Raw genomic sequence first — 22,517 nt, 5'->3', positions numbered from 1 at the left:
TAACCGCTTGCGCTGTCTGCCGTGTCAGTGGATGCGCATTATAGGCACCACACGGTTTTGCGCAAGGCCTTTTTTAAGGTTATTTGTTATTTTCGGCTTGTTTGCGGATAATTTAGCCTGACCAGCTAGTTTTTAAGCATTATACTGTCACAAACCATGAATATATAAGGATTGTTATGTCGACTAATATAAGAACTTACCAAGGAATACACCCTGATTTAGCTGATAACGTCTATGTTGACGAGTCTGCAGTGCTGGTTGGTGACATTAAATTAGACCATGACGCGAGTGTTTGGCCATTAGTTGCTGCGCGCGGTGACGTAAATAAGATACGCATAGGTAAACGCAGTAATGTGCAGGACGGCAGCATATTACATGTAAGCCGTAAGTCTGCGGCAAATCCTGATGGGCATCCATTGATTATTGGTGATGATGTCACTATTGGTCACAAAGCAATGTTACATGGCTGCAAGATTGGTCATCGTGTACTTATCGGTATGGGTGCAATTTTACTTGATGGTGCAATAGTAGAAGATGATGTGATTGTGGGAGCGGGTTCATTAGTTCCTCCCAATAAGGTTTTGCAGAGTGGTTATTTATATGTTGGCAGCCCATGCAATCAAGTGAGGCCATTAACTGAAGCCGAACGTGCATTTTTGCCACAGTCTGCTGATAACTATGTTCGTTTAAAAAATGAATACTTAGTAGACCTACAACAATAAGCCTGTTCGTTTAATGTAATGGATCGATTTTTCTTGGTCCATTGCATGTCCCCACTAAAATACCTTACTCCACACATTTTTTTATACTATCTGTTGATAAACTAATGTGGTCTTATATGATAGTAACTCATTTAGTTATGCTGTACTGCGTGTTTGATTGTTGCAACTAAATTCTAAGAGTCACTATATTGAGCTTTATTGCTAGATAGAGTGACTACATACAGTTTTGAATGCTAACCAGTATCGCCGAATATTTAACAAGGATGGTTAAGTGAAAACCAAAAAACGCGTTTCCACCAAATATATCGGCTATCTTGATATTAAGCAGCACTTACTACTCTTGGTCATCCCTTTATTACTTATCAGTATTATTTCATTTACAGCATTTGATACAGGTAGTGCTTATCAATTCCTATCTCTTATTGGTTGTGGTTACACTACCTGTTATGCCATCACATATTTTGTCCATAGACAAAATATGTTACGCCTTTGGCAACATTTGGAACATGTAATCCACATTAACGATACGACTTATGAGCTAGTCAATTTATCGAGCCAATACGATTCAGAACAAGCTTTTTTGGATGCGCTACTACTAAAAGCAATAAGTGTTATAGATGATGCTGAAATGGGCAGTATCATATTGGTAGATAATCAGACTAATCAGTTACAGTTTGAATCTGTTATTGGACTCAATATTGATGCCTTGCAAAATATTAACTTTACCCTAAAAGACACTTTTCTATATCGATTGACTCAAGGACGTTGCCATAAAACCGTTGTCATTAGTAACATCAATGCTAAAAACCCCAAGCAATATGATCAATTTGTGCTACCAAATGCTTCAATCAAACCAATTTGTTCCACCTTGTCTAGCCCCATCCGTATTGACGGAGAGCTTTACGGAATGATGAATTTAGACAGTAGCAAGATGGAAGCCTTTGGTGATTACGATATAAATCTGGTGAATATTCTTACATCAGAAGCCGCGAACGCAATTTCACTGTACCAAAAGTCTAAAAAAATTGAGCTCCTGGCTGATTATGATGGATTAACAGGACTGTATAATCGCAAAAAATTTGATGCAACAATTCTACAATGGCAACACCACCCAGAGTTAGTAAGCTATATCATTATTTTGGATATGGATAACTTAAAGCCGTTAAATGATCAGTACGGACATCAAGCCGGGGACGATGCATTAAAGGCTTTTGCGCAATCACTAAAATCAATGTGGCATCCACATTTTTTAGTCGCTCGATATGGCGGTGATGAATTTATTGCACTATGCCGTGGCCCCATCGATGTCTTAGAGCAGCAAATAACACAACTGCAGCATGACCTAACGCTGTTAAACCCCGCGATTCATTTTAGCTATGGACTTGCCCAGTATAATCAAGATTGGTCTAACGCGTTTAAACAGGCAGATAATAATATGTATAGCCAAAAGCGACTGAAGAAACAACTGAATCAGCCTTAAGCTAGAATAATATTACCACTGTCACTAAAAGCTTCTTGTTCAATCAATGCTTCTGCTTGGTCTTCAAGGTCAAAACGACATTGCTCAAATAAACACACGGCATTACTTCCACTCACAATTTGCTTGTCGCAAAGCTCACTGATGGCCGAAAAACTGGCATAACAGTTGATATTAACCCCTTGCTGCTGAGCAACAAACTTCACTTGATTGGTTTCGAGGTAGACTTGATCGGTAAATATCACGCTTTGATTCATTAGTCAGCTGCCTTTTGTGCTAATGATTCACGCAGTTTTAGCATAACCGAACCCGTATCAGGAGTAACCCCACGCCACAAACTAAAGCTTTTTGCCGCTTGACCAACCAACATACCTAGCCCATCAGCGGTTTTACGAGCGTGTTGTTCTTGAGCCCATTGGTTAAAGACTGTGGTTTGTTGGCTGTAGGTCATGTCGTAACAATCTGTTGTTTCATCGACTATAACGCTAGGCAAGGAAATTAATTGTCCAGATAGACCTGCTGAAGTTGAGTTAATCACTAAATCAAATGGCGATATTAGCTCGTCAATGGGTTTAGCAAAAAAGTTACCATACTCATTGAATAAAGCTTGAAGTTGCTCTGCTTTTTCGTGGGTCCGATTACAGATAATCAACTGAGCCACATTGTGTTGTAATATCGGTAAAATGCAGCCTCTTGCCGCGCCACCAGCTCCCACCAATAACACTCGCTTACCTTTCAGCGAACCGAACAGCATTTCCAGGTCATTCACCAAACCAACACCATCGGTGTTGTCACCGCCAATTTTACCATCTGGCAAATTAAACAGGGTGTTTACTGAGCCTGCGAGTTTAGCCATCTCACTGAGTTCGTCACACATGGCAAATGCTTGCTCTTTAAAAGGTGCTGTAACGTTAGCGCCTTTACCACCATCAGCAAAGAATGCCGTTAACGAAGAGTCAAATTGATCGACCGGCGCGAGAATAGCTTCATAGCTTAAGTCTTGCTGAGTTTGCTTGGCAAACTCAGTATGTATAAATGGTGACTTACTTTGGGCTATTGGGTTACCAAATACAGCATACTTATCTGTCATTCGCTTTGTCTCTTCATTAACGATTTAGGGAAACGTCCCACGTAAATCGTGAGATGCTATCGGCTGTAGGCTTCAGGCATTGCCGTTTTTTGTAAATAGCGATCACGGAGCTTGTCTTGACGACTGTCTGTGCTTTGCTCTTCTCCTGCAATCCACATCTTTTGCACTTTACTACTGAACTCGAAAGGATCGCCGCTCCATAATACTAAATCGGCAGGCTTGCCGACCGCAATCCGCCCAGAGTCTAAATGAAAAATATCAGCCACATTTGCCGTCACAGAAGCCAGAGCATCATCATAATTCATCCCGTTAGCAACCGCATTACCAGCACTAAAGCGTAGTGCGTAAATACCATGACTATCACCAGGTAATGCAATGGCTACTTTGACACCCGCGTTTGCTAGTTTACCTGCATTTTCGAGTGAATTATGCAATGCATCAAAACTTTCTGGTAAGTTACGCATGCTATCAATAACCACAGGGATGTTTGCTTGCGCGAGCTTATCAGCCACTAATACAGCATCAGCAGCATTGACTAGGATAAGATCTATGCCTAAGTCTTGTTTAAGTTTAATTAAATGCAAAATATCGCTGGCACGGTCGACGTCGATAATTAATGGTTTTTCACCCGCGAGTACCGCGTGAATAATCTCATCTTCACGACTTGGCACTTCGCTATCATCTTCAGCTGTTTTTTTCGTTTTACTCTTTTTGGCTTGCGCTTTTTTAGCATCTTCAAGTTTATGGATCAATTGCTGCATTCCTGCTGCACGAGAGCCTTCTTCTTTGGCACCTAACGCAACAACTAATCCGGTGTTAGCGGCCAGTATACTGTCCCAATCACCACTTAAGTCTACGGTAAATGTTTGTCCTGCAAAAATGCCTTCGCCACCACCTGATGACACTACATTACGAGTTATCCCGCCTTTGCGAGCAAATGGCACCGTAGACGCCTTGGGGTTGTAAGCTAAACTAGGATCAAAAATGACATCCGCTTCTTTTTCGTAAGCATCACGTGAAGAGGCTACCGCACCGATTTCTACTAACCCTAAATCATTCATACTCGCGATAAAGCCTGGAGTTAATATTGCCCCTTTAGCATCTATCACGGTATCGGCTGTCGGTGATGCCGGATTAATGGCCACAATAGTGCCGTCTTCAATCACAACTGTGGCATCGGTTAATACGCCTTGTTCTGTGGCGGTATGCACTGTGGCATGGATAATTGCTATACTTTCAGCTTGAACTACACCGCAACTTAACGCAAAGCTGATAGATAAACTCAAGGCAAGTACTGATTTATTAAATAATGTCATTGTCTTGCTCCTTATTGTTGACCTAACATAAAGTCACTTTGTGCCTGGTAGGCAGGATCTTGGCGGTCATACACTTTTGCACCATCAATAAATACCTGTTCAGCTTGAGCATATACGCTAAACGGATTGGTATTCCATACAACCACATCTGCATTTTTACCCTTTTCGAGTGAACCGGTCTTATCGCTAATACCCAATGATTTTGCCGCATTAGCAGTAATCCAACCAATTACGTGCTCAGCTTTTAAGTCAAAGCCGTTAGCATTCGCGTTATTCATGATTTTTGCCGTTTCTTGATTAAGGCGCTGAATGGTTACGCCAGAGTCTGAATGCACGACAGCACAAGAGTTTTTAACGGCATCGACCATAGCAACATTTTCAAGCACCATGTCGTATGCTTCGAGTTTAAAGCCCCACCAATCTGGCCACATAGCAGCACAGTTACCATTTTCAGCCAATAGATCGGCAATTTTATAAGCTTCTACCGCATGATGGAATGTACCTGCGTGATAACCGAACTCCTTACCTAGGTCGATCATCATTGCCATTTCTTCAGCTTTGTAACAATGGTTGTGAATTAAAATATCACCTTCAAGCACACCTTTTAGAGTGTCTTTCATTAAGTCGCGCTCTGGTGCTACAGGGTTCTTACCTGCGGCATAGTCAGCATCATATTTATCCCAAGCACGTTTGTATTCTGTTGCTTGAATAAACGCTGTACGGTAGCCCGCCATATTACCCATACGAGTCATAGGTAATTCGTTACGGCTGCCATATAAAGATTTAGGATTTTCACCACAGGCCATTTTTAATCCATAAGGCGCGGCTGGGAACTTCATCGCTTGCATGGTCGTAGCAGGAACATTTTTGAGTGTCACCCCACGGCCACCAATCAGGTTGGCTGAACCAGGTAAAATTTGTAGCGTAGTGATGCCACCTTCTCGGGCACGATTAAACCCAGGGTCTTGTGGCCATACACTATGCTCTGCCCATACCTCAGCGGTTACTGGGTTGGTCATTTCATTACCGTCATTGTGTGACTCGGCATTGGGACTTGGATAAACCCCTAAGTGTGAATGCACATCAATAATACCAGGGGTAATCCACTTGCCTTTAGCGTCGATAACTACAGCATCTTCAGCGGAAAGCTGTTGACCAACTGCGCTAATTTTACCGTCTTTAATTAATACATCGGCATCATCAATACGTTCACCAGTGCCGGTTAACACAATGGCATTTTTTAACAGTGTGGTTGAATTAGGCAGTATTTGATAAGTACTTGGATACGGATTGGCATTGATTGTGATTTTAGGGTCTTGTTGTTCTGCTGGACTACAACCTGCAATTGCAGTTGATAGCGCCACAGCAACCAAAGAAGGCATTAATTTTGCCATTGGGATCTCCTGTCTTATTTTGCGACTAATCTAACCAAGTTAACTGCCGAAATACAGCCTAATCGTTAAATAATTGGTATCAAAACGTTAACAAAAAAATGATCCTGCCATGACATTGATTTAGATATAATAACCCCGACACTCTTAAACACTGACTTAAACACTGACAATATGAACTGGTTACGTAAATTATTCGCTAAGCCGCAAACCGCTGATGACAGAGATACAGCGCAGTCAAATGCCTACGACCTTATTGGTGGCGACAAGGTTATCCGCACAATTGCCCATGACTTTTATCAACAAATGCAAACACGTCCCGAAACCCAAGCGTTATTAGCGATGCATCGCTCGCCAATGCAAGAGTCTGAACAAAAACTGTATGAGTTCTTAAGTGGTTGGTTAGGTGGTCCGCAACTGTATCAACAAAAACATGGTCATCCGGCTTTACGTGCCAGACACATGCACTTCGCGATTGATGAATCAATGCGAGATCAATGGTTAATCTGTATGCGTGCAGCCATTCAAAACAACATAAAAAAGCCTGAACATCAGCAAGTGATTATTCAGGCTATTTCTGCGCTAGCAGATAATATGCGTAATCGTTAGACTGCAGCTAACCAGTCTTGTGGCTTTAGGTAGATGTCATACAGCTCTGCTTCTGCAGTCCCTTCTTCTGGGGTGAATGCATATTCCCAGCGAACCAATGGTGGCATCGACATTAAAATGGATTCCGTTCGGCCACCAGTTTGCAGGCCAAATAAAGTGCCACGATCATAGACCAAGTTAAACTCAACATAGCGACCACGGCGATAAAGCTGGAACTGGCGTTCGTCATCGCCATATTCTAACTCTTTGTTGCGTTCGACTATCGGCGCATAAGCTTCAATAAAACCGTTGCCTACCGCTTGCATAAACTCAAAGCTTCGCTCAAAACCAGGTTCGTTAAGATCATCAAAAAACAATCCACCGACACCACGGGTTTCATTACGATGCGGTAAGAAGAAGTACTCATCACACCATTTTTTATACTTTGGATAAACATCTTCACCAAATGGATCGCAAATATCTTTAGCCGTTTGATGCCAGCTAACCACATCTTCTTTAAATGGATAGTAAGGCGTTAAATCAAATCCACCACCAAACCACCATACTGGGTCGGCACCTTCTTTACGGGCAATAAAAAAACGCACGTTAGCATGAGTCGTTGGAATAAACGGATTATTAGGGTGAATAACCAATGACACCCCCATAGCTTCAAAACTTCGGCCAGCTAATTCTGGACGATGTGCCGTGGCCGATGCGGGCATAGCGGCGCCCATCACATGAGAAAAGTTAACGCCGGCTTGCTCAAATACTTGGCCTTGAGTTAATACTCGACTCGTACCACCGCCACCTTCTTCACGTTCCCACGAATCTGCTTTAAACGTCGCTTTACCATCGAGCAGCTCTAAACGCTGACAAATATTTTGCTGTAATCCCAACAAAAACGATTTTACTTGTTGTGCGTCTGGCACATGGGAAGAGGTGTTTGACATAGTATTAGCTTCCATTACGAAGAATTTGACCACTGCGAGCATCGATAATGGTTGATGGCTGACGTTGTTCGCCCAGCTTACCTAAAATCAATGCATCAATTTTATCGCTAAAATCAGTGATGATATGTTGTGCATCGACCACCGGTTGCTCACCGGCTAAATTGGCACTTGTCGATACTAAGGGTTTATTGAGAGTGTCGCATAACTCTCGAACTACTGGGTGAGCAGATACCCGTACGGCAATTGAATCAAACTCGCCGCACAATAATTTTGATACGTGTGACTGAATAGGCATAACAAATGTAAATGGCCCAGGCCACTTTGATTGAGCAAACTGCAATTGTTGCTCAGTTAACTGAGTGATATCAAGATAAGGTAATAGTTGCTCAAATGAACTGGCCACCAAAATTAAGCCTTTTTGCCAAGGACGCTGTTTTACTGCCAACAGTTTCTCGATAGCACTGTCATTATCAGGATCGCATCCTAAACCAAATACAGCTTCTGTTGGGTAAGCTATCACGCCACCTTGTTGTATGGTGGTGGCGACAGCCGATGGCTGCAGTTGCAACATTGGATTTCCTTTCATGGTATAGAAACTATAAAGCACGCTTATATTTACAGGATTTTTGCGGACACTCGACTCGGCTACCAGCAGCACCTTTACGTTCGACTAAAATTCCGAAGCCACAGTCTGGGCACGCTTCATTATGGGGAGGATAGTTTACGATAAACTTACATTTTGGGTAGGCACTGCATGCAAAAAAAGTTTTACCATACCGGCTCGTTCGAGATTCTAGATGGCCTTTTTTGCACAATGGGCAAGTTATCTGCTCAGCTTCATTGGCGTGGTCATGCTTTTCAATATGGGTACATTCAGGATAATGCGTACAACCGATAAAAATACCAAATCGACCAGACTTAACAGCCAACTCATTACCACATTTAGGGCACTCAGAACCGCTAATAATTTGGGTTTCGATCGACTCGTGTTGCACTAGCGGACGGGTATAGTCGCAGGTTGGATAGTTATTACAGCCCACAAAACTGCCATGTTTACTGTGTTTAACCGACAACTCAGCGCCACAAACAGGACAAAGTTCAAACTCTTTCTCCAATGCATGTTCGTGGACAGTAAATAGCTGCTGATCAATTTTCGACATGGGTTTCTCTATGAGTAATATTCTATAGACCTAAAAAAGGAGGCTAAGCCTCCTTTCTGTTATGAGTGTAAGCGCCCTTCTGGCTGCTCGAAGATTAAATCTTCCATTTGCTCATAGGCTGACTCATTTCCTGGCACATTAAATAGTACCATTAATACCACCCATTTGAGATCTTCTAACTCTAATGTTGGTTCATCTAACTCCATAACACGGTCAATAACCATTTCACGAGTTTCGACACTGAGCACTTGAATCTGTTCTAAAAACAGTAAAAAACCACGACACTCAACATCTAATTTGGCCATTTCCGCTTTAGTATAAATACGGAATGAATGTTGTGCATGATTACACAAGTACGGTTTATCACTCTCTTGTAGATCAGCTAAGTGCTCTAACCAAGAAAGTGCTTTGATAATATCAACTTGATGAAAACCCGCACGGGTTAACTCTTTAGTGAGTTCATCTTCATCAACTAATAACTCAATCTCACTATGAACATAATTTTCAAATAAATACATGAGGATATCGAACATGGCTAACTCCTCTTTAGTCTGACGTAACCACCGGGCACAGCTGCAACCCACCCTTGTAACTCAAGTTCAAGCATTTGTATTAACACCAGATCTATCGGTTTCCCACTATCCTCAACCACCGAGTCTATCGCGGTTGTTTCATATCCTACACTAGCTAACAGCGGAGGAAATGGCAAATCACTAATATCATTATCCTGTATATGGTGCCGTAGATGCAATTGTTCAAGGTGATAATCTGATAAACAGCCTAATTCTTCTATTATATCGGCAGCAGACTCGACAAGTTTTGCACCATTTTTAATTAAATCATGACAACCTTGGCTATATCCTCCTAATACCGATCCAGGTACAGCAAACACTTCACGATTTTGCTCCATTGCCAACCGAGCACTTATTAATGAACCACTTTTACGGCTTGCCTCAACCACCACAGTACCTAAGCTTAAACCGCTGACAATACGGTTACGCCGAGGAAAGTTACCAGCAAAAGGCCCTATACTTGGCCAGTATTCACTGATGACGCAACCAGTATTAATTATCTCATGATACAAGTGTTGATGACGCTTAGGATAAATACACTCTACTCCACAGCCTAGCACTGCCATGGTCGTTCCATTAACCGCCAAAGTCGCTTTATGGGCTGCACCATCAATACCCGTCGCCATGCCGCTAGTGATCGAAAAACCTTGATTAGCTAAATGACCAGCGAGATCTGTTGCCATATCTAAGCCGCCTCGAGAGGCATTACGGCTACCAACAATCGCAATACTCGGTAATAAAAGGGATTCTATCGAGCCTTTAATAAATAATACCTGCGGTGGATCTGATATTTGCGCAAGTAATGGAGGGTAAAGTGGGTCAGAGAGGGTCACAATGTAGTGATTAGGCTGCGAATCGAGCCAGGTTAGGGCTTGCTCTACTTTATTAAAGTCGATATGGCATTTAGCCAACAGGCTTGCCGATAAAGGCAAGGCCTGTGGTTCAAACTCTAGACGTTGACGAATCTCTTCAACGTCCATTTGAGTTAACAATTGTTGAATCCGAGCAGGTCCTAGCCCAGATACTGCACAAACAACTAGCCAGTCGACCAGTTTATCTGAAATTATTCACCTTTAATCGTCAATGGATTTGGTTTGGTCAATTTATCACCCACTCGAACAGGATGGTCATTAAACATAATCAACCCTAAACTGGTTTTATCAAACACTTTAAAAACCATCAAATTACCATGAAAAATATCGGGCATTTTATACACGGTATCTTCTGAAAAATTCGCCAGCACTTTATCGTAAGACGAACGGTCAAGAGGGCGAACAGGATTACCATCATTATCAATAATAATGTTTTCGCCATCACGGTACATTGAAAAAACATGTCCAGTCTCAACGCCATCATTGGCACCACGATCTATATAGACAACGTCTAATTTACCTGCTTCGCGAATATTACCTGTTGTACCAATAATAGATGTAGCAACGCTTAAATCTGCCGCTTTAGGAATAAAATAAGCCGACATTAACGCTTCATCTTCTACAGGTGCAACATGAAATCCACCTTTGGTTTCACGTAAACTACTCAGTAATTCAACTTTCGAGACATCGCCAGACTCAATAACACGTCCACTAGAGGCTAAAATAAGTTCTTGGCCTAATAATTCACCGTTATCTGGAGCAAAAAACTCACGTCCAGTTTGATAAATTGCCACTTTAAGACCTTGCTCAAGCTTTGAGTTCACATAGACAACGTCATTGACCACATGATGAATTGATGAGCTTTCACCACTCATAACTATCGGTAATCCCGCCAACCAAGTTGGATCAACAACTCTGTTCTGCACTAGATAGGGCTTAATCAACGCAAGGTCAACTGGTGGGATAGGACCATCTTTCGATATCATCCGCCCTTCTGGACTCTTTTTAATGTGCTGCTTAACAACCAAACGGGGCTGACCATCAATAAAGACTAATGTCAGTCGATCCCCTGGATAAATTAAATGTGGGTTAGCAATTTGTGGGTTTTCCCCCCACAATTTAGGCCAACGCCATGGGTCATTTAAAAAATAACCAGAAATATCCCATAGAGTATCGCCTTTTTTAACGATATACGTATCTGGATGTCCAGCTTTTAAGGTTAATGTATCAGCATTGACCCAATAAGAATTTAGACATAAAAAAACAAGTAAAAGTAAGCGTTTCATGGTGCAGTCCATGTTGTTTAGCTCTTTATTAGAGCTTTTTGCTGTTATTGATAGGCTGTAAGGATTAAAATTACCCTAATCGCAAAGGCCAGTATAGCTAACTGGCTGAAATTTGACAGACTTGCTAAGAGTTTATATATGCCATTACTTAATGTTTTACGCTTTCCAGATGAACGTTTACGCACTATCGCTCAACCTGTAACGGATTTCGGTCCACAATTACAGACACAAATAGATAACATGCTCGAAACCATGTACCTAGAGAAAGGTATCGGTTTAGCTGCTACTCAAGTGGATTTTCATCAACAATTGATTGTGATGGATCTACAAGATGAGGTTGAACGGCCAACTATTTTTATTAATCCTCAAATAGTGGCTAGCAGTGGTGACTTGGCTAATGAAGAAGGTTGCCTATCGGTACCCGGTATTTACGCCAAAGTTGACCGTGCAGAATTTGTCACCTTAAAAGCGCTAGATCGTCACGGTAAAGAGTTTACTGTTGAAGCTGATGAGTTGTTTGCTATTTGTATTCAACACGAAATGGATCACCTTAAAGGTAAGCTATTTGTCGATTATTTATCGCCTCTAAAACGTCAACGCATTAAAACTAAGCTTGAAAAAGAAGCTCGTTTAGATGCTAGAGAAGCATAGGAAAAAATTTGAAACCGTTAAAAATTATCTTTGCCGGTACTCCGGATTTCGCAGCTCGACACTTACAAGCACTCATCGACTCTGAACACGATGTGATTGCGACTTATACTCAACCAGATAGGCCTGCTGGTCGAGGTAAGAAACTCACCGCAAGCCCAGTAAAAGCGTTGGCTTTAGAGCATGCTATTCCGGTATTTCAGCCTGCATCATTACGTAATGAAGAGGCACAAGCGGCATTAGCAGCTCTTAATGCAGATATTATGATTGTTGTGGCTTACGGGTTGATTTTGCCAAAGGTAGTGCTTGATACCCCACGTTTAGGCTGTATCAATGTGCACGGTTCAATTTTACCTCGCTGGCGTGGAGCGGCCCCAATACAGCGCGCTTTATGGGCCGGTGATACCGAAACCGGTGTCACCATTATGCAGATGGATATTGGCCTAGATACTGGCGACATGCTGCTCAAAACGCACTTACCGATAGAAGCTACGGATACCTCGGCTAGCCTTTATGAAAAGCTGGCAGAACAAGGGCCAACAGCCCTAGTACAAGCGCTGATTGGTTTAAGTGATGGAAGCCTCAAAGCACAAAAGCAAGATGAAACGCTGGCTAACTACGCTGAAAAACTGTCCAAAGAAGAGGCTCGTCTTGATTGGAATAAAAGCGCGAAACAGCTTTGGCAAGACATTCGCGCCTTCAATCCATGGCCAGTAAGTTATTTTGAACACCAACAAAGCGTGATTAAAGTGTGGCAAGCCGATTACAGCGCAGAACTCTGCTCACAGGCCCCAGGGACCATTATTGCCGCGACCAAGCAAGGTATTGAAATTGCCACCGCCGACGGCAAGTTAATGATTAAAACCATGCAACTGCCCAACAAAAAGCCGCTTGATGTGGCCGATATTCTTAATGCTCGTGGTGATTGGTTTACCGCAGGTGTGTGTTTAAACCAAGAGGCTAACTAGCATGAATGTTCGCGCACTGGCAGCTAAAGCGATATATGAAGTCCTTGAAAAAGGCATTTCGTTATCGGTGGCTTTACCCGATCAACAGCAACACTTACAAAATGGCAAAGACAAAGCCTTATTAGCTGAATTATGTTACGGCGTTATGCGTCAATTACCACAACTAGACAAGTGCGTGAGTGACTGCTTAGCAAAACCGTTTAAAGGTAAACAGCGTATATTGCATCAATTGCTGATCGTAGGTTGTTACCAACTCTACTTTACTCGTATTCCAGCGCATGCGGCGATTTCAGAAACGGCAGAAGCTTGCAGACAATTACGTTTTGATGGTTTGGTGAAAGTGGTCAATGGCGTATTGCGTAATATTCAGCGCCAAGACAGTGCATTAAATACTGACTCAGACACGCTACGTTTTAATACTCCAGCTTGGTTTATTAAGCGTTTACAACAAGCGTATCCAGATAACTGGCAAGACATTATTGAGCAGAGCCACCAGCGTCCACCTATGTGGCTTCGAAATAATCAGCAATCGCAAACTCGTGATGCTTATTTAGCGGCACTAGCTCAACACGATATTCCAGCCCAAGCCGGTTCAAGCCAAGATGCTATATTGCTCGAAAGCGCAAAAGATGTCGCAGCATTACCCAACTTTATGGAAGGAGCTGCATCGGTGCAAGATGGCGCGGCGCAATGGGCTGCTACCTTACTTGCTCCTGCAGCAGATGAACTCGTTTTAGACGCTTGCGCCGCACCTGGCGGAAAAAGTTGCCATTTACTAGAGCTTGCTCCCACTATCAACTTAGTCGCTGTCGACTTTGATCAAAAACGCCTTGCTCGAGTACAACAAAACCTGGACAGGTTGCATTTAAAAGCGCAACTTATTCACGGCGATGCGGCAGATATTCCATCATGGTGGCAAGGGCAACAATTTGATCGAATCTTGCTTGATGCGCCTTGTTCTGCAACTGGGGTCATTCGCCGTCATCCAGACATAAAATGGTTACGCAAAAATAGCGATATTGAAGAGTTAGCCAACTTACAAAAACAAATATTGGATCATTGTTGGCAATGGCTTAAACCGGGTGGCACCTTATTATATGCAACCTGCTCTATTTTACCGCAGGAAAACAGCCAACAAGTTGAACAGTTTCTAGCACGGACACCCGATGCGAGTTTAGTACCGATAGAGCAACAAGCTCATATCAGTGATATCGGTTGGCAAATTTTGTCTGGGCAAGACAACATGGACGGCTTCTATTACGCGCGCCTAGTTAAAGCAATTTAAGGATGTACCTCAAGCCATGAAAATTATTATTTTAGGGGCTGGGCAAGTAGGCGGCACGTTAGCTGAAAACTTAGTCGGTGAAAATAACGACATCACACTCGTCGACAGTGATCGCGCTCGGCTAAGGCTATTGCAAGACAAGTTTGACTTACGTGTTGTTGTCGGTCATGGCGCTCATCCGAGTGTATTAAAAGAAGCGGGTGCAGAAGATGCTGACATGCTCATTGCGGTAACCAATAGCGATGAATGTAACATGGCAGCTTGTCAAATTGCTTACAGCTTATTTGGTACACCAACAAAAATTGCTCGTATTCGCTCAGAAGCTTATTTGGAGCTGCAAGATAAACTGTTTATCAGTAGTGAAATTAAAAGCGGTGACGCTAAGCCTCGGGGCGGTTTTATTATTGATGAGCTGATTGCACCAGAGCAGTTAGTGACCGCTTACATACAAAGATTAGTAGAATACCCCGGCGCACTCCAAGTACTTGAATTTGCTAAAGGTAAACTAAGCCTCGTTGCGGTTAAAGCTTATTATGGCGGCCCATTAGTGGGTAACGCATTAGCCACATTACGTGAGCACATGCCCAATATTGATACCCGCGTTGCCGCTATTTTTAGGCAAGGCCGGCCTATCATGCCGCGCGGCACGACCATTATCGAAGCCGATGATGAGGTGTTTTTCGTTGCCGATAGTCGTCATATTCGTGCAGTAATGAGTGAGATGCAAAAACTGGATAATTCGTACCGCAATATCATGATTGCGGGTGGCGGTAATATTGGTTTTGGTCTTGCGCAAAAGTTGCAACGTACTCATTCGGTTAAGTTAATTGAACACCGTCAAGAACGCGCGGAGTTACTTTCAGAAAAACTGGAAAAAACCACTGTGTTTTGTGGCGATGCTTCAGACCAAGAATTATTGTTGGAAGAAAACATCGATCAAACCGATGTGTTTATCGCTGTCACCAATGATGACGAAGCCAATATTATGTCTGCCCTGCTTGCCAAACGCATGGGGGCGAAAAAGGTCATGGTACTTATTCAACGTGAAGCCTATGTTGATATTGTGCAAGAAGCTAACATTGATATTGCCATATCTCCGCAGCAAGCCACTATTTCGGCGTTACTGACTCATATTCGCCAAGGTGATATATGTAATGTTTACTCATTACGCCGTGGTGCAGCAGAAGCTATTGAAGCGATTGCCCATGGCGACTCAAGCACGTCAAAAGTTGTCGGTAAACAGATTGGCAACATTAAACTCCCGCCAGGCACGACTATTGGCGCCATTGTACGTAATGATGAAGTGTTAATGGGCCACGATAAAACGGTAATCGAACAGGGTGACCATGTTATTTTATTCTTAGTGAATAAGAAGTTCATCGGTGACGTAGAGAAATTGTTTCAACCAAGTGCTTTTTTCTTTTAATTTTCTATGTTTAACGTCAAACAAATCATTTTTATCCTCGGTATTTTTCTCTCAATACTGACAGGATTTATGTTAGTTCCAATGGCTTTTGCGCTATTTTATGGCGAAGAAACCATTGGTGACTTTATGATGTCCGGTTTATTTGCCGGCTTTATTGCTATTTTGTGCATTCAAAATGGTCGCAACCATCATTTTAGTCTTAATATTCGCGATATGTTTATGCTGACCAGTATCACTTGGTTTGTCGTGAGCTTATTCGCCGCGCTGCCCTTCACGCTTTATCACGGTATTAATTATACCGACGCTTTTTTTGAAACCATGTCAGGCATAACCACCACCGGTTCAACGGTATTATCCGGATTAGACAATATGGACCATAGCATTTTAGTCTGGCGTTCATTATTGCAATGGCTTGGCGGCATTGGTTTCATTGTGATGGCAGTAGCAATCCTGCCATTTTTGAACGTGGGGGGAATGCGCTTATTTAGAACTGAATCATCAGACTGGAGCGACAAAACGATTCCTCGCACCCAGCACATGGCCAAACATTTATTCCTGATTTATGTAGTCTTAACACTACTGTGCACATTGTCCTATCACCTTGCGGGCATGCATTGGTTTGAAGCTATCAACCATGCCATGACCACATTATCAACGGGTGGATATTCCACTTCAGACAGTTCAATGGCGGCCTTTTCACACGAGACACATTGGGTTGGTATTGTGTTTATGTTAGCGGGTGGATTACCGTTACTAATGTTTGTGCAAACCATACAACAACGCAGCTTACGCTTATGGAATGATCAACAAGTGATAGGCTTTTTACGCTTTGTGTTACTGGTGTCATTCTCATTAGCCTTTTGGCTGTGGCAACATCAGCAAATAGACTTTTTAGATGCATTAAGACTTGCTAGCTTCAATGTTATTTCTGTCATCACCACAACCGGTTACGGTCTAACAGATTATCAATCTTGGGGCTCTGTCGCCAGTGTCGTATTTCTGTTTTTAATGTTTATTGGTAGCTGTTCAGGCTCAACATCTGGTGGCATAAAAATATTTCGTTTTCAAATCGCATTCTCAATTATGCGTCAGCAGATTAAACAGCAATTCCATCCCAATGGCGTGTTTAAAGACAAATACAATGGCCACCGCATTCAAGATGACATTGTCCGTTCAATAATGGCTTTTTTTATGCTGATGATAGTGGTGATATTATTACTGTCGATCACACTCGTACTGACCGGATTAGATCCAATGACCAGCTTTACCGGAGCAATAACCGCAGTGGCAAACGTAGGACCAGGCCTTGGTCCTATTATTGGTCCTGCAGGAAACTTTTCCTCACTTCCCGACGTCGCTAAGTGGGCTTTGGCAATAGGAATGTTATTAGGGCGTTTAGAAATACTGACAGTCGCAGTGTTGTTTCACCCTAAATTTTGGCGTTTTTAATACAGGCTGAGTCGATGGTTAACTTAGCGATGGTTAACTTAGCTTAACCATCTGTTGGGTATAATCACTACGCAGGCACGACAGTCGCTAGTTTGGCAATATGATCAGCATAAACCTTCACATCATTCCAATCGGTATAATCAATAATGGCTGTTGGGTCGGTGGGGCCATCGGTCATTTTCATAATAAGGCGGATCATCAAGCTGTCATACCAAGGCCAAGAAGGGTAATCGACTTTACCGGCAATAATTTTCACATCTTGCGGTTGCCACTCAGATAAAGTTAAAAACTTCTGTAGATATTTATTGTTTTCAGGAATGCGTTTTTCAGGATTACGAGCCACAACGTTGACGCAAAAAAAGCTGTTTGGCAGTTGCGATAAATGCTGCTGATTTTCACGCACAAACTCAAACACCGATTTATGATACGAGCCATATAATACACAAGCCCCTAACGCAACAGCTTGGTATTTAGACCATTCAATTGGCGCTTTATCTTGAAGATTAACCACATCACAATGATCGCCTTTAGATTGAATTTGTTCTGCTATTGCACGGCTAATATGTGCAGTATGGCCACCTCGGGAATAATATAACACTAAAATATTGGCCATTTTGCGATTCTCATTGTTGGATTATTTGCCTCAGTTTGGCAAAAAAAGCCTTTTTAAACCTCTGCAATGATCACAAATTAGAAATAGCTCATATATTTAATAGTTAAAATTGAGATCTCCATGATGCAGAAGTATGATAATGAACAAAACACAGCAAAATCCAACCAGATCGTAATTTAAGGTTATATAAGGACACTCATGAAGCAAGATATCGATGTCGCAACCATGCTTAATAATGCAGAAACGGCAGCACAATGGCTAAAAGCCATTGCGAATCCTTACCGCTTAATGATTTTATGTTTATTGTTAGAACAAGAACTAAGTGTCACAGAGCTAAATGAGACTGTGCCTTTGAGCCAATCAGCTTTGTCACAGCATTTAGCGGTACTGCGCACCCAAGATTTGGTCAACACTCGTAAGAGCTCACAAGTGGTTTACTACACGCTTAAAAATGAGCAAGTCACCGAAGTGATCTCGATACTACATCGACGCTATTGTGCCTAAACAGCTATTATGGCTAAGCAACAACTGTGACTAAACAACATAGGATTTAAACATCATAGGCGCTTAAGTCACACTGAGAATAAATGGCGTTTCCAATAAGGTATATTAAGCACGCTATTGGGTTTATGAGGCTATTTTTGCGCTGCTATTTGTTTAGCATAGTCATCTACTTTACCCCAATCAGTAAACTCAAACGTTCCCTGAGTATCTGTCGGTCCCTTAGTCATCCACATGATAAATCGGATCATAAACTTATCGAAAAATCGGTAACGAGGGTAATCAATCTTACCGGCAAAAACGCCTAATAACTGAGGTTTCCAGGCAGATAAATTTGAAAATTTCTGCATATATGGGTTGGTTTCAGGGGTGTTTTTTTCAGGCTTTCTTGCCACTACGTTTACGCTAAAAAAACTGTTGAGCTTGGTGTCGAGCAGTGCTTGGTGTTGCTCAACAAACTTGAATAATTCTGGTCGATGTTTGCCATATCGAATACTGGCACCAATAACGACTTTATCAACACTCGCTAAATCATCAGCCTGAGCTTCAGCGAGATTAACCACATTAACTTGCTCACCCTGTTCAACTAATATTTGCTTAATTTTCTGACAAATTGCCAATGTTTGCCCATCGATCGTTGAATATAAAATCACAGTATTTAACATTAATTCTTCCAAAATGTGGGGGTAAATAGCACCAATAAGGTGAACACTTCTAACCGACCAAATAGCATTGCCATCACGAGTACCCACTTAGCACCGTCTGAAATACTGGCATAATTTGATGCCACATCGCCCAAACCTGGGCCTAAGTTATTTAAGCTGGCTGCCGTTGCACTAAATGCGGTAATGGCGTCCATGTCCATTGCCATTAAAATCACCATACACACCACAAACACTAAAGCATAAGCAGAGAAGAATCCCCATACCGCATCAATAATTCTGTCGGGTAATGCCGTAGAGCCAATTCTAATGGAATACATAGCTTTAGGATGAACAAGTCGTTTCAGTTCACGCGACCCTTGTAGTACTAATAGTATTAAACGAATTACCTTCATGCCGCCGCCTGTCGAGCCAGCACAACCACCAATAAAGCTTGAGAATATTAATAGAATAGGTAAAAACAGCGGCCAAGAATGGAAGCTTTCTGTACCGAAACCTGCCGTTGTTGAAATCGAGACCACTTGAAAGAAGGCGTAATCGAGTGTTTTCTCTGGAGAGTCGTATATTCCAGATTGATACAAGGTAGCGAAACAAATTGCGGTCAATACTACCTGTACAGCGATAAGCACCTTAAATTCTGCGTCTTTTAAATATACTTTGACGTTAATGCCACGACGAGTAAATGCGGCAAAGTGTAAGCTAAAATTGACTGCCGCAATCAACAAGAAAAATGCACAAATCACATTAATCAGCGGGCTTTGAAAGTAACCAATACTGGCATCATGAGTCGAAAAACCACCAATAGCAATAGTCGAAAACGAATGGCAAATAGCATCAAATGCATCCATACCGGCAAAGTAAAATGCCAATGCACAAGCAGTAGTAAGTAAAAAGTAAATGTACCATAAGGCTTTGGCCGTTTCGGCTATACGAGGAGTCACTTTAGTGTCTTTAACCGGACCAGGCACTTCAGCTTTGTATAGCTGCATACCACCAATACCGAGTAGAGGTAAAATGGCCACTGCGAGTACGATGATACCCATACCGCCCATCCACTGCAGTAAATGGCGATAAAACAATATTGACTTAGGCAAGTCATCTAGCCCGACTATCACGGTCGCACCTGTAGTCGTTAAGGCCGAAAACGATTCAAAAAAACTATCGGTCCAACTTAAATCAGGGTTATTAGAAAAAATAAATGGCAGTGCACCTATCGATCCAAGCACCGTCCAGAACAACACCACAATCAAAAAGCCTTCACGCGTTCGTAGATCACCTTTTTGATGACGGTTGGGATACCATAATAAAAAGCCTAGAAAAATACTGACAAAAAAGGCCTGAATAAATGCAGTACCACCACCATCTTTATACAAGATAGCCACCAATGCTGACGGCAGCATGGTGATTGAAAATAATCCCATCAGCAAACCGGTGATTCTAATAATTGTTTTATATTGCATTAAGGGTTCTGTTTAAGTTGTGCTGCGTCGAATTTAACAATTGAGTGACATTTTGGCATAAGTTCGTCATAGCTCAAACAGTAAACTTTACTTGTAGCTGACCCTGCGTCTGGGTAGCTAATGCTTGATTAAAAGCCTGATGGTGCGATTTAGCCAGTTCAAAGTGTATTTCAACTTTTTCGGTAAACTCTTTATCCATCACCACACCATCATATTGAGCAATTAAATACTCAACATCTGTGAGTTGAGCATAATGACATACCAAGCGTGCAGGATACCTTAAATGCTTAACCTGAGTCTGTATTTGCGTTAACCCTTGCTTTATACCCGAAGTATAAGCACGCACTAAACCGCCCACACCCAATTTAGTGCCACCAAAATAACGCACTACAATAACCCCTAGCTCACCAATGTTTGCGCCTTGTAAGCATGCTAGCATGGGTTTGCCGGCGCTACCTGACGGTTCGCCATCATCGCTAGCGCCCATATCAATGGTATTTTCTGGGCTGCCGGCTACAAATGCATAGCAATAATGGTTGGCTCCTGGATATTGTTGCTTTACGTCAGTAAGCGCTAACTTCATATTATTAGGATGTGGGCAATGAAATAACAAAGAGATAAAGCGGCTATGCTTTATCTCTTCTTCTATCAGTACGTTAGCTTGTGGTATTAAATATGACTCAATCAACTAGACCAAACTCTCTCGTCATATTTTCTACTCGGTCTTGATGCACAATGACGTTATCTTCAATGCGAATGCCTCCAAATGGACGCATCTCATCAACCGTAGTCCAATTAATAGCTTGCTTAGCGGTAGCAGATAACTGATTAAGTAAGGTATCGATAATATAAAAGCCTGGCTCAATAGTCAGTACCTGATTAGCGGCTAATACTCTTGTACAGCGTAAAAAAGGATGCGCCTCAGGTGCAGCAATATGGGTTCCGCGCTCATCGTGGGAATAACCGCCCATATCATGAACTTGTAACCCCAACATATGCCCTAACCCATGCGGGAAAAAGGCACTCGTTACGCCTTGGGCAACTAACTGTTCAGCAGTGCCATTAGCCAAGCCAAAATCAATCAGTAACTGACCTATATAATGGTGTGTCGCGATGTGCAGATCGACGTACTTAACCCCTGGCTTCATCTGCTCAATAATGGCTAATTGCACTTTATCCAAGGCGACGATTAATTCGTAAAAACGATTTTTCTCGAATGAGTAAGTACGGGTAATATCTGCGGCATAGCCATGATAACTGGCCCCAGCATCAATCAGAAAAGATAAACGCTGCGCAGGCTTAACATGTTCTAAAGCGGTGTAATGTAAAATAGCGGCATTTTGATTTAATGCCACGATATTGCCGTAAGGCACTTCATTTTCGCCTTGGCCAATTTCGAGCAAATAACGTTGCTGAATTTCAAACTCACTGGCACCATCATAAAACGCATTTTTGGCAGCCAAATGTCCTTTTACCGCAATTTGGTTGGCTCTGCGCATGCACTCAAGTTCATACTGAGTTTTGTCTGCACGATGATAATGTAGATAGTTCATTACTGCATCAGGGTTACGAGCCGCAAAGCCCAATACATCAGCCACATCTAAGTGTTCACCAATATACGCCCACGAGGCTAAGTCTTTAGGTAAAAAATCAGCAATTCGATCTGGCTTGGTCAGTAATTGAATATCGAAATGCTCAGTCCAGAAGGCTTGCGGTACATCATTCACCTTATGCCAAAAATCAACTGGGCGATAAAACACTAAAGTAGGCTTATCTTGACCATTAGCGATAACCCAACAATTTGGCGTATCTAAAATAGGTAACCACGCTTTAAATTGCGGGTTCACTTTAAAGGGATAGTTAAGGTCATCTAAAAACTGTCGATGAGGTTGTCCCGAGTGAATCACTAAACCCGAAAGATTTTCACGCTGACAAATTTCGCCTACTCGGCGATTTAATTCCGCCATGTGCGCATGATACAGATGTGCTAACTGATCCATTGACTATCCCTTTGCATGAGTTTTAACCCAATAAGTCTATCACAAACAGAAAAAGACCTCGCTAGATGATAAAAAATTAAA

The 22,517-nt window shown here is 42.2% G+C and carries 24 protein-coding genes; 9 read left to right on the top strand and 15 right to left on the bottom strand.

Translation table 11 applies throughout. From position 1 onward, the window contains the following. Positions 1-176: 176 nt before the first annotated feature. Both AAEY98_RS14670 and AAEY98_RS14665 read left to right on the top strand, forming a co-directional pair. Positions 177-722, top strand: a complete 546-nt coding sequence (locus AAEY98_RS14670) for a gamma carbonic anhydrase family protein (RefSeq protein WP_350999808.1) — start codon at positions 177-179, stop codon at positions 720-722. A 271-nt stretch (positions 723-993) separates the two neighbouring features. Beyond that, positions 994-2,202: a sensor domain-containing diguanylate cyclase gene (locus AAEY98_RS14665; RefSeq protein ID WP_351017811.1), complete on the top strand. Its 1,209-nt coding sequence runs from the start codon at positions 994-996 to the stop codon at positions 2,200-2,202. Here the strand turns inward: AAEY98_RS14665 and AAEY98_RS14660 are convergent. Genes AAEY98_RS14660 through AAEY98_RS14645 form a run of 4 tightly spaced genes read right to left on the bottom strand, consistent with a single transcriptional unit; the run spans position 2,199 to position 5,999 of the window. Continuing rightward, positions 2,199-2,456, bottom strand: a complete 258-nt coding sequence (locus AAEY98_RS14660; RefSeq protein WP_162021972.1) for a DUF1488 family protein — start codon at positions 2,454-2,456, stop codon at positions 2,199-2,201. The two genes, AAEY98_RS14665 and AAEY98_RS14660, sit on opposite strands and share 4 nt — an antisense overlap. Continuing rightward, positions 2,456-3,289 (bottom strand): shikimate dehydrogenase, encoded by an 834-nt coding sequence (gene aroE / locus AAEY98_RS14655; protein ID WP_351017808.1) that lies wholly within the window; start codon positions 3,287-3,289, stop codon positions 2,456-2,458. The genes AAEY98_RS14660 and aroE overlap by 1 nt, the downstream gene beginning before the upstream one ends. A 56-nt stretch (positions 3,290-3,345) precedes the next feature. Then, entirely contained in the window at positions 3,346-4,605 is a 1,260-nt protein-coding gene (locus AAEY98_RS14650; RefSeq protein WP_351017805.1) for an amidohydrolase family protein, read from the bottom strand. Between the two features lie 11 nt (positions 4,606-4,616). Next, positions 4,617-5,999 (bottom strand): amidohydrolase, encoded by a 1,383-nt coding sequence (locus AAEY98_RS14645; RefSeq protein WP_101087385.1) that lies wholly within the window; start codon positions 5,997-5,999, stop codon positions 4,617-4,619. Positions 6,000-6,170: 171 nt separating this feature from the next. On the opposite strand from AAEY98_RS14645, the gene AAEY98_RS14640 reads away from it, so the two are divergent. After that, positions 6,171-6,605 (top strand): group II truncated hemoglobin, encoded by a 435-nt coding sequence (locus AAEY98_RS14640; protein ID WP_182744509.1) that lies wholly within the window; start codon positions 6,171-6,173, stop codon positions 6,603-6,605. On the opposite strand, the gene hemF is transcribed toward AAEY98_RS14640, so the two are convergent. From hemF to AAEY98_RS14610, 6 genes are all read right to left on the bottom strand, one after another. Then, positions 6,602-7,534, bottom strand: a complete 933-nt coding sequence (hemF, locus tag AAEY98_RS14635; RefSeq protein ID WP_011635522.1) for an oxygen-dependent coproporphyrinogen oxidase — start codon at positions 7,532-7,534, stop codon at positions 6,602-6,604. The two genes, AAEY98_RS14640 and hemF, sit on opposite strands and share 4 nt — an antisense overlap. 4 nt (positions 7,535-7,538) lie before the next feature. Continuing rightward, positions 7,539-8,105, bottom strand: coding sequence for an L-threonylcarbamoyladenylate synthase type 1 TsaC (gene tsaC / locus AAEY98_RS14630; RefSeq protein ID WP_059746088.1), 567 nt, complete (start codon positions 8,103-8,105; stop codon positions 7,539-7,541). A 25-nt stretch (positions 8,106-8,130) separates the two neighbouring features. Next, positions 8,131-8,694, bottom strand: coding sequence for a DNA topoisomerase family protein (locus tag AAEY98_RS14625; protein ID WP_162021967.1), 564 nt, complete (start codon positions 8,692-8,694; stop codon positions 8,131-8,133). A gap of 59 nt (positions 8,695-8,753) precedes the next feature. Next, positions 8,754-9,227 carry a DUF494 family protein gene (locus AAEY98_RS14620; RefSeq protein WP_011635519.1) on the bottom strand — a complete coding sequence of 158 codons (474 nt, stop codon included), beginning with the start codon at positions 9,225-9,227 and terminating at the stop codon, positions 8,754-8,756. 2 nt (positions 9,228-9,229) lie between these two features. After that, entirely contained in the window at positions 9,230-10,258 is a 1,029-nt protein-coding gene (dprA, locus tag AAEY98_RS14615; RefSeq protein WP_502959501.1) for a DNA-processing protein DprA, read from the bottom strand. Positions 10,259-10,329: 71 nt separating this feature from the next. Then, positions 10,330-11,436 (bottom strand): LysM peptidoglycan-binding domain-containing protein, encoded by a 1,107-nt coding sequence (locus tag AAEY98_RS14610; protein ID WP_351017801.1) that lies wholly within the window; start codon positions 11,434-11,436, stop codon positions 10,330-10,332. Positions 11,437-11,562: 126 nt separating this feature from the next. Here AAEY98_RS14610 and def point away from each other — a divergent pair, with 126 nt between their 5' ends. The 5 genes from def to AAEY98_RS14585 are packed head-to-tail and all read left to right on the top strand — an operon-like array spanning position 11,563 to position 17,200. Beyond that, the gene (def, locus tag AAEY98_RS14605) at positions 11,563-12,075 is read left to right on the top strand and encodes a peptide deformylase (RefSeq protein WP_101087380.1); all 513 of its coding nucleotides are present in this window, start codon (positions 11,563-11,565) and stop codon (positions 12,073-12,075) included. An 8-nt stretch (positions 12,076-12,083) separates the two neighbouring features. Next, on the top strand, positions 12,084-13,040 hold the full coding sequence (gene fmt, locus AAEY98_RS14600; RefSeq protein ID WP_351017798.1) for a methionyl-tRNA formyltransferase: 957 nt from the start codon (positions 12,084-12,086) through the stop codon (positions 13,038-13,040). Between the two features lies 1 nt (position 13,041). Next, positions 13,042-14,325: a 16S rRNA (cytosine(967)-C(5))-methyltransferase RsmB gene (gene rsmB, locus AAEY98_RS14595; protein ID WP_351017796.1), complete on the top strand. Its 1,284-nt coding sequence runs from the start codon at positions 13,042-13,044 to the stop codon at positions 14,323-14,325. A gap of 16 nt (positions 14,326-14,341) precedes the next feature. Beyond that, complete coding sequence (trkA, locus tag AAEY98_RS14590) at positions 14,342-15,751, top strand: Trk system potassium transporter TrkA (RefSeq protein WP_101087377.1); 1,410 nt, start codon at positions 14,342-14,344, stop codon at positions 15,749-15,751. Positions 15,752-15,757: 6 nt separating this feature from the next. Beyond that, positions 15,758-17,200, top strand: a complete 1,443-nt coding sequence (locus AAEY98_RS14585; RefSeq protein WP_351017793.1) for a TrkH family potassium uptake protein — start codon at positions 15,758-15,760, stop codon at positions 17,198-17,200. Between the two features lie 67 nt (positions 17,201-17,267). Here AAEY98_RS14585 and hemG (AAEY98_RS14580) read toward each other — a convergent pair whose 3' ends face one another. Further along, positions 17,268-17,813 (bottom strand): menaquinone-dependent protoporphyrinogen IX dehydrogenase, encoded by a 546-nt coding sequence (gene hemG / locus AAEY98_RS14580; protein ID WP_101087375.1) that lies wholly within the window; start codon positions 17,811-17,813, stop codon positions 17,268-17,270. A 198-nt stretch (positions 17,814-18,011) separates the two neighbouring features. Here hemG (AAEY98_RS14580) and AAEY98_RS14575 point away from each other — a divergent pair, with 198 nt between their 5' ends. Continuing rightward, positions 18,012-18,317 (top strand): ArsR/SmtB family transcription factor, encoded by a 306-nt coding sequence (locus tag AAEY98_RS14575; protein WP_011635510.1) that lies wholly within the window; start codon positions 18,012-18,014, stop codon positions 18,315-18,317. 131 nt (positions 18,318-18,448) lie between these two features. On the opposite strand, the gene hemG (AAEY98_RS14570) is transcribed toward AAEY98_RS14575, so the two are convergent. The 4 genes from hemG (AAEY98_RS14570) to pepQ all read right to left on the bottom strand — a co-directional run bounded on the left by hemG (AAEY98_RS14570) (position 18,449) and on the right by pepQ (position 22,436). Then, positions 18,449-18,979: a menaquinone-dependent protoporphyrinogen IX dehydrogenase gene (gene hemG / locus AAEY98_RS14570; protein ID WP_162021962.1), complete on the bottom strand. Its 531-nt coding sequence runs from the start codon at positions 18,977-18,979 to the stop codon at positions 18,449-18,451. After that, the gene (locus tag AAEY98_RS14565; protein ID WP_059746096.1) at positions 18,979-20,436 is read right to left on the bottom strand and encodes a TrkH family potassium uptake protein; all 1,458 of its coding nucleotides are present in this window, start codon (positions 20,434-20,436) and stop codon (positions 18,979-18,981) included. Before AAEY98_RS14565 ends, hemG (AAEY98_RS14570) begins: the two co-directional genes overlap by 1 nt. A gap of 73 nt (positions 20,437-20,509) precedes the next feature. Further along, a complete protein-coding gene (locus tag AAEY98_RS14560) occupies positions 20,510-21,124 on the bottom strand; it encodes a YigZ family protein (protein ID WP_101087373.1) in 615 nt (204 codons plus the stop codon). Continuing rightward, the gene (gene pepQ / locus AAEY98_RS14555) at positions 21,117-22,436 is read right to left on the bottom strand and encodes a Xaa-Pro dipeptidase (protein ID WP_351017790.1); all 1,320 of its coding nucleotides are present in this window, start codon (positions 22,434-22,436) and stop codon (positions 21,117-21,119) included. The genes AAEY98_RS14560 and pepQ overlap by 8 nt, the downstream gene beginning before the upstream one ends. Positions 22,437-22,517: the final 81 nt, after the last annotated feature.

The organism is Shewanella sp. AC91-MNA-CIBAN-0169, from assembly GCF_040310165.1.
Taxonomy (GTDB): Bacteria; Pseudomonadota; Gammaproteobacteria; order Enterobacterales; family Shewanellaceae; genus Shewanella.
This window is presented reverse-complemented; position numbering and strand designations above follow the sequence as displayed.

Bases quoted from the DNA above. Each gene is read 5' to 3' on its own strand.
- AAEY98_RS14670 (WP_350999808.1), top strand. From the start codon at position 177: ATGTCGACTAATATAAGAACTTACCAAGGAATACACCCTGATTTAGCT.
- AAEY98_RS14660 (WP_162021972.1), bottom strand. From the start codon at position 2,456: ATGAATCAAAGCGTGATATTTACCGATCAAGTCTACCTCGAAACCAAT.
- aroE (WP_351017808.1), bottom strand. From the start codon at position 3,289: ATGACAGATAAGTATGCTGTATTTGGTAACCCAATAGCCCAAAGTAAG.
- AAEY98_RS14650 (WP_351017805.1), bottom strand. From the start codon at position 4,605: ATGACATTATTTAATAAATCAGTACTTGCCTTGAGTTTATCTATCAGC.
- AAEY98_RS14645 (WP_101087385.1), bottom strand. From the start codon at position 5,999: ATGGCAAAATTAATGCCTTCTTTGGTTGCTGTGGCGCTATCAACTGCA.
- AAEY98_RS14640 (WP_182744509.1), top strand. From the start codon at position 6,171: ATGAACTGGTTACGTAAATTATTCGCTAAGCCGCAAACCGCTGATGAC.
- hemF (WP_011635522.1), bottom strand. From the start codon at position 7,534: ATGTCAAACACCTCTTCCCATGTGCCAGACGCACAACAAGTAAAATCG.
- tsaC (WP_059746088.1), bottom strand. From the start codon at position 8,105: ATGTTGCAACTGCAGCCATCGGCTGTCGCCACCACCATACAACAAGGT.
- AAEY98_RS14625 (WP_162021967.1), bottom strand. From the start codon at position 8,694: ATGTCGAAAATTGATCAGCAGCTATTTACTGTCCACGAACATGCATTG.
- AAEY98_RS14620 (WP_011635519.1), bottom strand. From the start codon at position 9,227: ATGTTCGATATCCTCATGTATTTATTTGAAAATTATGTTCATAGTGAG.
- AAEY98_RS14610 (WP_351017801.1), bottom strand. From the start codon at position 11,436: ATGGACTGCACCATGAAACGCTTACTTTTACTTGTTTTTTTATGTCTA.
- def (WP_101087380.1), top strand. From the start codon at position 11,563: ATGCCATTACTTAATGTTTTACGCTTTCCAGATGAACGTTTACGCACT.
- rsmB (WP_351017796.1), top strand. From the start codon at position 13,042: ATGAATGTTCGCGCACTGGCAGCTAAAGCGATATATGAAGTCCTTGAA.
- trkA (WP_101087377.1), top strand. From the start codon at position 14,342: ATGAAAATTATTATTTTAGGGGCTGGGCAAGTAGGCGGCACGTTAGCT.
- AAEY98_RS14585 (WP_351017793.1), top strand. From the start codon at position 15,758: ATGTTTAACGTCAAACAAATCATTTTTATCCTCGGTATTTTTCTCTCA.
- hemG (WP_101087375.1), bottom strand. From the start codon at position 17,813: ATGGCCAATATTTTAGTGTTATATTATTCCCGAGGTGGCCATACTGCA.
- AAEY98_RS14575 (WP_011635510.1), top strand. From the start codon at position 18,012: ATGAAGCAAGATATCGATGTCGCAACCATGCTTAATAATGCAGAAACG.
- hemG (WP_162021962.1), bottom strand. From the start codon at position 18,979: ATGTTAAATACTGTGATTTTATATTCAACGATCGATGGGCAAACATTG.
- AAEY98_RS14565 (WP_059746096.1), bottom strand. From the start codon at position 20,436: ATGCAATATAAAACAATTATTAGAATCACCGGTTTGCTGATGGGATTA.
- pepQ (WP_351017790.1), bottom strand. From the start codon at position 22,436: ATGGATCAGTTAGCACATCTGTATCATGCGCACATGGCGGAATTAAAT.